Raw genomic sequence first — 11,003 nt, forward strand, 5'->3', positions numbered from 1 at the left:
CCGCGGCCCCGCCCACGGTGTGGCCGGCCCGCGGCCGTCACGAAGGGCCGGCCGCGGAGGACGTCGTACGGCGTCACCTGAAGCGGCTCAAGGCCGACGGTGTCCTCCAGGACCACCTCGTACCGGAGGACGCCGGCCCCGGCCGCGAGCGGGTCTTCGAGGCCCGCTGGCTCGCGCCCGGCGAGGTGACCGTACGGGCCCGGCTCGCCCTGTCGCCCCCGCACGGCTCCGGGTCCGGACAGGCGCGGGAGTGGGTGCTGGTGGCGGAGGCGGAGCAGCCCTGGGATCCGCGGTGGCCCTCCCCCGCGGCCATGTTCTGGCCGCGGGGGCCCGGCGCCGGCTGGGACCGCGAAGCCGTCACGGGGCTGCGGCTCGGGGACGTCAACTCCCTCCCCGAGGACGACAAGGAGCTCAGGCGCGTCCTGAAGCACGCGGTGCGGGACGCCTGGGCCGTCCACGTCGTCGTGCACGAGGCCATGACGCCGGACGAGCACGGCCGGCTGCCGCTGGTGCGGCTGCTGCCGGAGGGGCTGCGGCACCGGATCGTGGAACACCGTGCCGCGCCGCACCGGTTCCGGGCCGTCAACTGGGTGCTGGACGACTTCGGCGCCCGGGTGCCCCGCGGCGGCGCCGTCGTCCTGCCCGGCAGCCCGGCGGCGCCCGGTTACGACGCGGACGAGTTCTCCGTGCGCAGCGTCTTCCTGGACGGCACGGAGCCCACGGAACTCCTCGACGCGATCACGCGGTTCGCCGCGCTGCCCCGGCCCCTGCCGGCCGGCGCCGACGAGGCGCTGACCGCGCTGCGCGAGGAGTGGCACCTGATGACCCTGGAGGAGGAGCTCGCCCGCGCGCGTGAGCTCGCCGCCATGTACGCCGAGGCCCTGGAGGCGATGACGAAGTCCCGGGACCTGTACCGGGAGGCCGCCGAGCGGGCCCACGAGGCGCTCACCGTGTACCGGGAGGCGGAGGCCGAGGGCGCGCTGCCCGCGAGGCGGCAGGGACGTACGTCCGCGGGGTCCCCCTTCCAGCAGCTGGCGCGCGGCTTCGGGCGCCTGAAGGACACGGCCCTGTCGCTGCGCTCCGGCGCCGGCCCGGACGGGGCCTCCCGGAAGGGAGCGGCCTCCCCGGCCGGCGACGGCTCCGGGGAGGCCGCCGAGTCCTCCTCTTCCGGCTCTTCCGGCTCTTCCGGCTCTTCCGGGCTCACGCCGCCCCGGACCGGGGACTGAGCCCGGCCGGGGTGCGCTGCCCGGCGTGGACCAGGGTGCTCACGGCACCGGCGAGTCGGTGGCCTGTGAGCCCAGTGCGGTCGGCCGGGGCGGGGGGTGTCTCTCGGCCACCTGGACCATCAGCAGCAGCGTCAGCGCGGCCAGACAGGCCAGGGAGGCGCACACCGCGGTGAGCCCGGCGCTCCGCGGCGGCGCCACGGTGATCGCCAGTGCCCGGGCCAGCTCGGCGGAGGCGAACCGGCCCTCGACGTAGCCGGCTCCCGCGAGCACCGCGGGGAGCACCGCCCCGGCCACCAGGGCCACCACGCCGGGGCGCAGGGCCAGCACGAGGGCCAGTGCCCCGCACAGCCCCGACATGGCTAGGGCGAGGACGCAGAGCGGGAGGGGCGCGCCCTCCCACCGCATCGGGAAGTGCGCGGCGCCGCACACCACGAGCGCCGCCGCGGCGATCCAGCCGGGCCAGAAGACGGGGCGTCCCGTTCTCCGGCCCGGCCCCTCGGTGGCCGGCTGCCCCTCCTCCGCGGCCTGCGCGCCGCACGGCTCGTCGTACGGCTCCTCGTGCCGCTCCCGGGCCAGTCGGCCGATCAGCTGCACGAGGTCCTCCACCGTGCGGCCGGCCGTGGCCGCGCGGACGGCTTCCCGCGCGCAGTGCGGCTGCTGCGGCGGCCGGTGCAGCAGGGCCACCAGCCGGGTGACGTCCGCCGCACAGCGGCTCGTGACCGCGGCGCGGATGGTGTCGTCGGCACTGTCGGCCGGACGCGGTGGCCGGGTCAGCTCGGCGACCAGTCGGGCGACATCCTCCACGGGCCGGTGCAGGGCGACCGCGCGCAGGGCGTGGCGGACGGCATCGGCGTGCTCGGGCACACCCTCCAGAAGGGCGACGAGCCGGACGACCTCCTCCAGGGGCCGGTCGTCGACGGCGGCCCGGACCAGGCCACTGAGCGGATCACCGTCCGCGCTGTCGCCCTCTCCGCTTTCCACCGTGCCTCCGGGCGGCCCTGACCAGTGGATCTCCTCGGGGAAGGCGATGACGGACTGGTTCGACTGGGATGGTGAGGTGCGGGTGGTCATCTGTGCTCCATGGCAGGGGGGTGGCCGCCTCCGCGCCCCCGAAGGCGACACGCCATTTACCCTGGCCATTACAGAGGGGGCGCTGTCCGTGCACCACCGGTGCGCGGCACTCGGGTGACTTCGCCCGGCGGTTACCGGTGCGCGGCACTCGGGTGACCCCGCCGGCGGTTACGGGAGCGCGGCGACCGGGCATCCGACAGGAGCGGCTGCCGACGAGCGGTAGGCCGGGAAGGGGCGGGAACCGTGGACTCCACCGAGAAGGTGCTGCTCGTGGCCGCCGTGCTCGCGGCCGCCGTGCTCGGCGTGGCCGTCGCCCTGCTCGTGCGGCTGGTGCGCACCCGGCGCGACCTGCGCCGCGCCGGGCTTCCGACGGGGCCGCGCTGGGTCTTCTGGGGCGCCGTCGCGTATCTGATCCTGCCGACGGACCTGCTGCCCGACCCGGTGTACCTGGACGACATCGGTGTCCTGCTCCTGGCGCTGCGCTCGCTGCACGCCGCCGGCGGTGAACGGCTGTCCCTCCCGGCACGCCGACCGGGACGTTTCGGACGTCGCGGACGCGCGGACGCCCATGACTACGCTCCGTAAGGAAACCATTCACCCGTTCGATTCGTATAAGTGGTCGGGAACCCGAAAAAAAGTCAGCGGGCCAAGCGACGCCGCGAGGACGACCACCGCTTGATCGCGGCTGCACCGACAGGGGAGAGACGATGCAACCGTTCGCGCTCAACTACGCACGTCCGGCAGTGGGACGGGAAGCGACCACGCCGTACGTCTACGACTCCGGGCTGCAGTTGAACGTCACCATGGACGGACGGATCGCCGCATCCGACCACGCGCTTCTCAGGGAACTGGGCACCACGACCTCCACCGCGGGCTCCAAGACGCACTTCGACGACTGAACACGGCCCGCGACGATGACCGTACTGATCCTGACCGGCGAGGAGGACGTGACGGCGGACATGGTGGTGGTGCACCTGAACGCCTCCTCCGTCCCGGTGGTCCGGCTGGACCCGGCTGATCTGACTGCGGGCGTCGCCCTGTCGGGCGAGTACGTCCACGGCTCCTTCCGCGGCCATCTGTCCGCCGGCGGGCGGCTGGTGAGCGTCAGCGGCCTGCGCTCGGTCTGGGTGCGCAGACCGGGGGCTCCGGCGGCCCGGGCGGCGCAGCCCTCCCCCTGGCTGACCGAGGAGGCCGCGCAGGCCCTCTACGGGATGCTGCGCGGCTGCGCCGCCCGGTGGATGAACCATCCCGACGCGGCGCGGCGCGCCCGGCACAAGCCCTGGCAGCTGCGGCTCGCCCAGCGCAGCGGCCTGCCCGTGCCGGCCACCCTGATCACCACGTTCCCGCAGGCCGCCCGGGAGTTCGCCGAGCGCTTCCCGGACCTGGTGGTCAAGCCGGTCTCCGGCGCGCATCCCCAGGAGCCGCCGAGGGCGGTGCCGACCAGCCGGGTCGCGCCGGAGGCCGACTTCGGCGCGGTGGCCTACGGGCCCACGCTGCTGCAGCGCAGGGTCGCCAAGCGCGCCGACATCCGGCTGACCGTCGTCGGCGACACGCTGCTGGCCGCCCGCAAGGCGACCCCGGCGGACGCCGACCCCGACGAGGTGGACGTCCGGTTCGCCACGTCCGGCACGCCGTGGCTGCCGGCCGAGGTGCCGCCGCGTGTGGCCTCGGCCGTGCGCACCTACCTGCGGGAGGCCGAGCTGGCCTACGGCGCCTTCGACTTCGCCGAGGACGCGGACGGGACGTGGTGGTTCCTGGAGTGCAACCAGTCCGGGCAGTTCGGATTCATCGAGGTGGAGACCGGTCAGCCGATCGCCCGCACCATCGCAAAGTGGCTGACCCGCCCCACCCCGCGGGACTGCGAGCAGGCCGGCGACAGGAGCACGGTGACCCCTTGACCACAGGCACGCCGTGCCACCAAAAGGCCCGGCGAAAGCCCGGAGTCCCCGCCCGTCCGCCCCTGCGCGCGGAGGTCAGACGGCCAGGGGCAGGCCTCCCTCGCCGTCCGCCTCCGTGGTGACCTCTGCCGGCCGGCCGGGGGCGAGCAGCAGTGCGTCCGCCTTGCCGATCGCGTCGTCGATGCTGGTGGTCCCCATCATGACGCACAAGGTGTAGCTGACGTCCGCCAGCTCCCGGGCCGTCTCGGCCCGCTCCCTCTCCGCCTGAGCGATCTTCAGCGATGCGTACCGAGTCAGCAACGTCCTGACGGCCTTCGGGTCCGGAATCAGCACGGAGCGCCCCTCTCTCGATTTTTGCTGCTCATGCCCCAGGCACGCCGTGCCATGCACGCCGGCTGCCCCGGGGGAACACCTTTGACCGGATTCAGTCGTTTTCCGGTGCCCCGGCCACCGGTCGCCCCCAGGGGCCCTGCCGGCCGCGGTCCTCGGAGCCACGCCCCGTCACCGCGCGGCGCTCCCTCGCGGTCATGCCGCCCCAGACACCGTCGTACTCACGGTTGCGCAGGGCCCAGTTCCGGCACTCGCGCAGCACGGGACACCGGTGGCACACCGCACGGGCCTGTTCTATCTGCCGCAGTGACAGGCCGCTCTCCCCGAGCGGGAAGAACAGCTCGGGATCCTCGAAGCGGCACGCTCCGTGCTCGCGCCAGTCCATCTGCGGGGTAAGACTCACCGAGGCCTCCGCTCACACTCGGCCACCCTTGTCCGGGCAGCTCCCGTTTGCGGCAACAGGGCGCCGCACGACCCGGCAGAGGTATCGGCAATATAGGTGCATTTCGGTCTCGCGGCCAAGACCCTGTCCGCCGTACGGGTGACGTGTGCAGGAGAACGCGACGCCGTGGACCTCGAGGACCGGACGACCTGCGGTCGCGAAGGGGGTTCGGCGGAAAAATATTCGTGCTGGTGGCCGAATCCGAGCGGTCCCCGAGTGGCCTCGGAGCGGCCGGGGCGGCTCGGAGGTCCCGGGCCGCCGCTCACCCGGCGAGCGCGTCGGCGAGCTCCGTCGTGGCCCGGGCGATGTCCTGGTCCCGGTCCGCCAGCAGCGTCGGCAGCGCGCCGCTCCGGGCGCGCACGGCCTGTCGCGCCCTGCGCTCCCACACCACGGGGTTCTCCCGGTGGTTGAGGACCTTGGGGTAGACCGCGGCGACGCTCTCCCACTGCCGGGCGTCGGCGATGTTCTTGAGCAGCTGGATGATCTGCGGACGGCAGGTCACCCGCGGGAGCTGGGCGAGCTCCCACAGGAACGGGACCGTGGCGGCGGTCGCCTGCTCCACGACGAAGCCGTACTGGCAGACGCGTTTGCGCAGCTCCTCCAGGGCGGCGCGGGCGGTGCCGGCATCGCCGCAGGCCACGCTGGCCAGCAACAGGGGGATGGCGGCCGCGGAGCCGGTGGAGTCCCTGATCTCGCTCCAGGGCACCCGCTCCAGGTCCGACAGGGGCGCGGTGGCGGCCACGCCGGTCGACGGCGTCGCGCGGTCGGTTCGCCGGGTGCTCGGCTGCTGCGTCGGTGCGGTGCGCATGGCGACGGACCTTTCAGCGGCGGTCGTATGGGGGGCGCATCTTTCTGATGCAACGTCAGCGCGGGGCGTTCACCGAGGGGTTGACGCCCTGGCTATTATCCACGCTGAAGGCGTCGGCGTGCAATTGCACGCGAAATTTCTCGCGAAAGTGCGCGGGCGCGAGAACGTGAACAGCAGGGAGACTGCGGTGCCACCAGTGCGGAACGGAGCGCGGGCGAGTTCGTTGGACGCCCGCTGGATCAAGAGCCGGCACAGCAACGCCGAGGGCAACTGCGTGGAGGTCGCCGCTCTGGCCGGCGGCGGCGTCGCGGTGCGCAACTCCCGTGATCCCGACGGTCCCGCCCTGGTCTACACCCCGGCGGAGATGGCCGCGTTCCTGGCCGGAGCCAAGGAGGGCGAGTTCGACCATCTGCTGTGAGGCGGAAGGAGGTTGCCGGCCTGTGCGGACGTACGCACGGTGCGACGGGGCGGTGCGATAGTGTAACTCTCAAGTCTGCCGGCCCACTGGGAGTCAGGATGTCCGCCGAGCCGCACCGCCTCTCCCGCCTCGAACTCTATCTTGACCGGCCCGAGCCGGCCCCGACCCTGCTGAAGATGCTGGTCGGTGTCCAGCTGGCGGGCTTCCGCGAGGACGCCGGCCTGTCCCAGGAACAGGCCGCACGGGAACTCGGGTTCAGTGCCGCGAAGCTCTCGCGCATCGAGTCGGGCAAGGGACGCCGCCCGCCGGCGGAGGGCGACGTCCGCTCCCTGCTGCGGCTGTACGGCACCGACGACTACGCGTCCTCGGTCCTGCTCAGGCTGCTGCGGCGGGCGGGTGAGCCCGGGTGGTGGCAGCGCTACGACAAGCGGCTGATGCCCGAGTGGTTCGACCGGCTGGTCGGCCTGCAGGAGGCGGCCGCCGCGATCCGCACCTTCGAGATCCAGTACGTCCCCGGTCTGCTGCAGACCGCGGCGTACACCCGGGCCGTGGTGGAGCGCGGCTTGCCGACCGCCCCGGCGAGCGAGGTGCGGCGGCGCGTGGAACTGCGCATGCGGAGGGCCGAGTTGCTGCTGCGTCAGGACGCTCCACAGCTGTGGGCGGTCATCGACGAGTCGGTGCTGCTGCGCGTGCTGGGCAGCCGTGAGGTCATGCGCGAGCAGCTCGACCACCTGATCCGGATGGCACGGCGCCCCAACGTGACCCTGCAGATCATTCCGCTGGACGTGACGAACGCGTCCGCGCCCGGCATCCCGATCACCTATCTCCGCTTCGGCGGGCTCGACCTGCCCGACGTCGTCTATCTCGAGCACATCAGGAGCGCCAACTTCCTGGAGGACCGCGACGAGACGGAGGAGTACCGGATCGCCCTGGACAGGCTGGCCGACGAGGCGCTGACGCCCCAGGAGTCCCTGGCGCTGCTGCGCAGGACGGCCAACGACCGCTACTCCCCCGCGCCCTGAGCGAGGCGGCTCAGCGGATCAGCCCTATGCCGCCGAACTCCACCCATTCATGGGAGAGCTGACGGGGCGCCACGTCGGTGTCCGGCCGCCAGGTGGAGACCTCCACCAGGCCCGGCTCGAGGATCTCGAGCCCTTCGAACCACTCGGCGACGTCCTTCTCCTGGCGCACCCGGCCCCAGTGTCCCTGCGTGGCCCGGTCCATGAAGTCGGTGACGAAGGCGCGTACTTCCGGATCCTCGCTGACCAGCTGGCACATGAGCACGAGGCTGCCGGGCGCGAGCCGTTCACGGACGCGGCGGACCACCGCGAGCGGGCCGTCGGTGTCACTGTCCGGGATGCAGTGGAACACCGAGTTGAACAGCACGGCCACCGGCTGTGAGAAGTCGATCAGGCGGCGGGTCTCGGCGTGCGAGAAGATCTCGTCGGTCCGCCGGATGTCGGCGTGGATGACGGTGGTGCGCTCGTCCTGCTGCAGCAGGGCCCGGCCGTGGACCAGCACCATCGGGTCGTTGTCCACGTAGACCACGTGCGTCTCGGGGTCGACGCGCTGCGCGACCTGGTGGACGTTGTCCTGGGTGGGCAGACCGGAACCGTGGTCGAGGAACTGGCGGATCCCGTGGTCCTCGGCGAGCACGCGGACGGCGCGCTGCAGGAAGCGCCGGTTGTTGAGGGCGAGGCGGCGGGTGCTGGGGACGACCTTGTCGAGTTCCTCGCACGCCGCGCGGTCGGCCGCGTAGTTGTCCTTGCCGCCCAGGTAGTGGTCGTACATCCGCGCGGCTGTCGGCACGTTCTCGTCGATGTTCGTGGACAGCTGGTTCTCCGTAGGCATCGATCCCCCAGACTCGCCGATTCCACCGCGCCAACCGGGCCGGTTCGGCTGAGAGTACAGCGTGGGGAGCCCGTTGTCGGCCCGAACGGATCCACTGGCGAACGGCACTTCACGAGCACCCCGGCATCCACCCCGGTCATCACGAATTCTTCACCGCGCCGCACCCATCAACGGTGTGGTTCGGAGCACCCGGAGTCCTGTGCCGGCCCAGGGGACGCCGAGGGGACATCGTGATACTTGTCGCTGTTCTGTTGCTGCCGCTTCTGTCCGTGCTGCTGCTGGTCATGGACCGCGTGGAGGACCGGGTGCTCGCTCCCGCTCCGGTGCGGGGCCGCCATGCCGGGCACCGCAGACATCTGCGCCTGATCCCGGGCGGCCGGCGCGGCACCGAGGCCGACGCGGGCGGGCCCGCGTCCGAACCGGGCGAAGGCCCCGCCGGGGAACCGCGCCGAGCCGCATGACTCCGCTCGCGAACAGAGTGAGGGCCGGCCCGTACGGGCCGGCCCTCACTCTGTTCGCAGGTGCCCGGCCGGGTGGGCGCCGGGCACGGCCGGTACGGCTCAGGCGTGCCGGCGGGAGCCCCGGTCGCCCGTGAAGAGCCGGTACAGCACGAGCAGGATCAGGGAGCCGACGATCGCGGCGATCCAGGTCGACAGGTGGAAGAAGCCATTGATCGACTCGACGCCGAATATGACCTTCCCCAGCCAGCCGCCCAGGAGCCCGCCCACGATGCCGATCAGCATGGTGATGATGATGCCGCCCGGGTCCTTGCCCGGGAGGAGCAGCTTGGCGATGGCGCCGGCCAGCAGACCGATCAGAATCCAGGCGATGATGCCCACTTCTCCTCCACAATCCGTCGGAAGTACGTGCCCTTATCGGATGCACACAACGGGCACGGGCAAACCTGGCATGCGCATTCGGATGCTTAAGCGACCCTTAAGGCCGGATCAAGGCTTGGCCAAAGCTCATTCGTACGTCAAACAACCGCAGGTCACGGGGAAGTGAGTGGCCGACAGACCGGTTGGCGCGGGTGGTTGAGATGCGTACCATCAAGGCCCAGCGGCGGCCTGAGAGCGCTCTCATCACCTGTACCCGCTCTTCTCTCCCGGTTCGCCGTCACCCCACACACGCAGGACACCAAGGAGACCCCCCACATGACCTCTCGACACCGGCGCCCCCTCGGCCGCAGGAAGTTCCTCGCCGCTCTCGGCGGCACGGCGGTGGCCGCGCCCGCCGTCGCGGCGATCGCCCCCCACGCCCTCGCGGGCACGGCCCCGGAGAGCGGGACGTCCGCCGCGCAGGCGCTTCCGCTCACGATCGTCAACAACAGCGGAGCCTTCGGCAACGCCTCCGTCCACGTGTACATCGTGGGCAACCAGGACGGTCGGCAGGTCCGCGTCACCCCCGACGGGATGCTCGCGCCGATCGCCCTGTCGGACAACGGCGCCGACGGTTTCACCGACTACGCGATACCCCTGGCGGGCAGCGGCGAGACCCGGCTGTCCCTGCCGCGGATGTCCGGCCGGATCTACGTCGCCCTCGGCCGGAAGCTGAAGTTCAGGGCCGTCACCGACGGCAACGGCAACGCCGCCCTGCAGTACCCGGCGGGCTGGGTGTCCTCGGACCCCAGCTACCCCGTCCTGCACGACTGCGCCGAGTTCACGTACAACTCCGCCGGCATGTTCTGCAACACGACCATGGTCGACATGTTCAGCGTGCCGCTGAGCATCCGCCTGACCGGCGCCCGGGACCAGACGACGGGCACCGTGCGCGCCGGCGGGCGGGCCGCCGCGTTCGCCGCGCTGCGGCAGACCGAGGGGTTCTCCGGGCTCGTCGTGGACGACACCCGTGTCATCGCCCCCGGCCACGGTCTGGACGCGGGACTGTTCGCCAAGGACTACCTCGCGCCGTACATCGACGAGGTGTGGAGCACCTACACGGGCAGGGACCTCACGGTCACCACCAATGCGGGCACCTTCACCGGCCGGGTACGCGGCGGGCGGCTCACCTTCGACGGCCCGGCCTCCGTCGGCTTCGACAGGCCCTCCACCCGGGACGTCCTGTTCTGCGACGGTGCCCTCGCCGCGCCCAACGACGGCACGACGGGTCCGGTCGCCGCGGTGCTCGGCGCCGGTTTCAACCGCTCGACCCTGCTGGCCACGGCCGCCCAGCCGGTGACCGACGCCTCCTCCTTCTACCGCACCTCGATCACCAACCACTACGCCAAGGCCATGCACGCGGCGACGGAGGACGGGCGGGCCTACGGGTTCGCCTTCGACGACGTGGCGGACTTCGCCTCGTACGTCCAGGACACCGCCCCGACCGGGATCCGGCTGACCCTCTCTCCGTTCTAGGCCGGCCCGGAGAACACGCCGGGGCCCGCGGGTCCCGGCGTGCGGGACGGGGTGCGGCGTAGCAGCGTGGTGGTGTGCCGAAGCTGCCTGCCCCGGTGCCGCGCCGGGATCCGCACCGGCGTGGCTGGCTGCGCGGTGCCCCGCCGCCGGGCTGGGTGCGCGCGCTGCCGGTCGTGCTGGTCGTCGTCGTGTGCCTGGCCACGCTGCTGAGCCCGAACCCGCTCGAGATCGGCTTCCTGCTGGGCGCCATACCGCCGCTGGCCGTGCTGTCCTACGGGCCGGTGGCGACCGCGCTGCTGGGCTGCGTCGTGGTGGTCCTGCTGAGCGTGCCGGCCTTCCAGCTGGACCGGCCCGGAAACACCGACCTGGAGACGGTCACGTTCGTCGCCGTGCTGAGCGTGTTCCTGTCCTATGTGCGCAGCCGCCGTGACGCCCAGCTGAACCTGGAGCGCACGGTCGCCGAGGCCGCGCAGCGCGCGGTCGTCCCGCCGCTGCCCGAGCAGGTCGGTCCGGTGCGGTGTGCGGGTCTGTACCGGGCCGCGGAACGCGGAACGCTGGTCGGCGGGGACTTCTTCGACGTGCGCCGGGGGCCTCAGGGGGTGCGG

General features: G+C 72.4%; 14 protein-coding genes and 1 pseudogene. 9 read left to right on the forward strand and 6 right to left on the reverse strand.

Annotation, left to right across the window (positions count from 1 at the left end):
- On the forward strand, positions 1 to 1,226 hold a 1,226-nt coding region (locus C1I97_RS21750; protein WP_111004892.1), incomplete at its 5' end, for a hypothetical protein.
- A gap of 39 nt (positions 1,227 to 1,265) precedes the next feature.
- Here the strand turns inward: C1I97_RS21750 and C1I97_RS21755 are convergent.
- Entirely contained in the window at positions 1,266 to 2,297 is a 1,032-nt protein-coding gene (locus C1I97_RS21755; RefSeq protein WP_258382677.1) for a hypothetical protein, read from the reverse strand.
- A gap of 243 nt (positions 2,298 to 2,540) precedes the next feature.
- Here C1I97_RS21755 and C1I97_RS21760 point away from each other — a divergent pair, with 243 nt between their 5' ends.
- The 3 genes from C1I97_RS21760 to tgmB all read left to right on the forward strand — a co-directional run bounded on the left by C1I97_RS21760 (position 2,541) and on the right by tgmB (position 4,195).
- Positions 2,541 to 2,882, forward strand: coding sequence for a YkvA family protein (locus C1I97_RS21760; protein ID WP_111004893.1), 342 nt, complete (start codon positions 2,541 to 2,543; stop codon positions 2,880 to 2,882).
- A 122-nt stretch (positions 2,883 to 3,004) separates the two neighbouring features.
- On the forward strand, positions 3,005 to 3,196 hold the full coding sequence (gene tgmA / locus C1I97_RS21765; protein ID WP_111004894.1) for a putative ATP-grasp-modified RiPP: 192 nt from the start codon (positions 3,005 to 3,007) through the stop codon (positions 3,194 to 3,196).
- 15 nt (positions 3,197 to 3,211) lie between these two features.
- Positions 3,212 to 4,195, forward strand: coding sequence for an ATP-grasp ribosomal peptide maturase (gene tgmB / locus C1I97_RS21770; RefSeq protein ID WP_111004895.1), 984 nt, complete (start codon positions 3,212 to 3,214; stop codon positions 4,193 to 4,195).
- A 75-nt stretch (positions 4,196 to 4,270) separates the two neighbouring features.
- On the opposite strand, the gene C1I97_RS21775 is transcribed toward tgmB, so the two are convergent.
- The 3 genes from C1I97_RS21775 to C1I97_RS21785 all read right to left on the reverse strand — a co-directional run bounded on the left by C1I97_RS21775 (position 4,271) and on the right by C1I97_RS21785 (position 5,775).
- On the reverse strand, positions 4,271 to 4,528 hold the full coding sequence (locus C1I97_RS21775; RefSeq protein ID WP_111004896.1) for a DUF5133 domain-containing protein: 258 nt from the start codon (positions 4,526 to 4,528) through the stop codon (positions 4,271 to 4,273).
- Positions 4,529 to 4,619: 91 nt separating this feature from the next.
- The gene (locus C1I97_RS21780; RefSeq protein WP_111004897.1) at positions 4,620 to 4,910 is read right to left on the reverse strand and encodes a WhiB family transcriptional regulator; all 291 of its coding nucleotides are present in this window, start codon (positions 4,908 to 4,910) and stop codon (positions 4,620 to 4,622) included.
- A 319-nt stretch (positions 4,911 to 5,229) separates the two neighbouring features.
- Entirely contained in the window at positions 5,230 to 5,775 is a 546-nt protein-coding gene (locus tag C1I97_RS21785) for a hypothetical protein (protein ID WP_111004898.1), read from the reverse strand.
- Positions 5,776 to 5,962: 187 nt separating this feature from the next.
- Between C1I97_RS21785 and C1I97_RS21790 the strand changes: the two genes are divergently transcribed.
- Positions 5,963 to 6,193 carry a DUF397 domain-containing protein gene (locus tag C1I97_RS21790; RefSeq protein ID WP_111004899.1) on the forward strand — a complete coding sequence of 77 codons (231 nt, stop codon included), beginning with the start codon at positions 5,963 to 5,965 and terminating at the stop codon, positions 6,191 to 6,193.
- A gap of 98 nt (positions 6,194 to 6,291) precedes the next feature.
- On the forward strand, positions 6,292 to 7,215 hold the full coding sequence (locus C1I97_RS21795) for a helix-turn-helix domain-containing protein (protein WP_111004900.1): 924 nt from the start codon (positions 6,292 to 6,294) through the stop codon (positions 7,213 to 7,215).
- Positions 7,216 to 7,225: 10 nt separating this feature from the next.
- Here the strand turns inward: C1I97_RS21795 and C1I97_RS21800 are convergent, their stop codons facing one another.
- The gene (locus C1I97_RS21800; RefSeq protein ID WP_111004901.1) at positions 7,226 to 8,044 is read right to left on the reverse strand and encodes an SAM-dependent methyltransferase; all 819 of its coding nucleotides are present in this window, start codon (positions 8,042 to 8,044) and stop codon (positions 7,226 to 7,228) included.
- A 230-nt stretch (positions 8,045 to 8,274) separates the two neighbouring features.
- Between C1I97_RS21800 and C1I97_RS21805 the strand changes: the two genes are divergently transcribed.
- Positions 8,275 to 8,505 (forward strand): hypothetical protein, encoded by a 231-nt coding sequence (locus C1I97_RS21805; protein ID WP_111004902.1) that lies wholly within the window; start codon positions 8,275 to 8,277, stop codon positions 8,503 to 8,505.
- 99 nt (positions 8,506 to 8,604) lie between these two features.
- Here C1I97_RS21805 and C1I97_RS21810 read toward each other — a convergent pair whose 3' ends face one another.
- Complete coding sequence (locus C1I97_RS21810; RefSeq protein ID WP_111004903.1) at positions 8,605 to 8,883, reverse strand: GlsB/YeaQ/YmgE family stress response membrane protein; 279 nt, start codon at positions 8,881 to 8,883, stop codon at positions 8,605 to 8,607.
- 315 nt (positions 8,884 to 9,198) lie between these two features.
- On the opposite strand from C1I97_RS21810, the gene C1I97_RS21815 reads away from it, so the two are divergent.
- The gene (locus C1I97_RS21815; RefSeq protein WP_111004904.1) at positions 9,199 to 10,398 is read left to right on the forward strand and encodes a glycoside hydrolase family 64 protein; all 1,200 of its coding nucleotides are present in this window, start codon (positions 9,199 to 9,201) and stop codon (positions 10,396 to 10,398) included.
- A gap of 74 nt (positions 10,399 to 10,472) precedes the next feature.
- Positions 10,473 to 11,003: pseudogene (locus C1I97_RS21820) on the forward strand (serine/threonine-protein phosphatase); the annotation flags it as partial.

Source organism: Streptomyces sp. NTH33 (assembly GCF_003236365.1).
GTDB lineage: Bacteria > Actinomycetota > Actinomycetes > Streptomycetales > Streptomycetaceae > Streptomyces.

Excerpts from the sequence above, each read along its gene's own strand:
- C1I97_RS21785 (WP_111004898.1), bottom strand. The coding sequence starts at position 5,775 with ATGCGCACCGCACCGACGCAGCAGCCGAGCACCCGGCGAACCGACCGC.
- C1I97_RS21815 (WP_111004904.1), top strand. The coding sequence starts at position 9,199 with ATGACCTCTCGACACCGGCGCCCCCTCGGCCGCAGGAAGTTCCTCGCC.
- C1I97_RS21795 (WP_111004900.1), top strand. The coding sequence starts at position 6,292 with ATGTCCGCCGAGCCGCACCGCCTCTCCCGCCTCGAACTCTATCTTGAC.
- tgmA (WP_111004894.1), top strand. The coding sequence starts at position 3,005 with ATGCAACCGTTCGCGCTCAACTACGCACGTCCGGCAGTGGGACGGGAA.
- C1I97_RS21780 (WP_111004897.1), bottom strand. The coding sequence starts at position 4,910 with ATGGACTGGCGCGAGCACGGAGCGTGCCGCTTCGAGGATCCCGAGCTG.
- C1I97_RS21800 (WP_111004901.1), bottom strand. The coding sequence starts at position 8,044 with ATGCCTACGGAGAACCAGCTGTCCACGAACATCGACGAGAACGTGCCG.
- tgmB (WP_111004895.1), top strand. The coding sequence starts at position 3,212 with ATGACCGTACTGATCCTGACCGGCGAGGAGGACGTGACGGCGGACATG.
- C1I97_RS21755 (WP_258382677.1), bottom strand. The coding sequence starts at position 2,297 with ATGACCACCCGCACCTCACCATCCCAGTCGAACCAGTCCGTCATCGCC.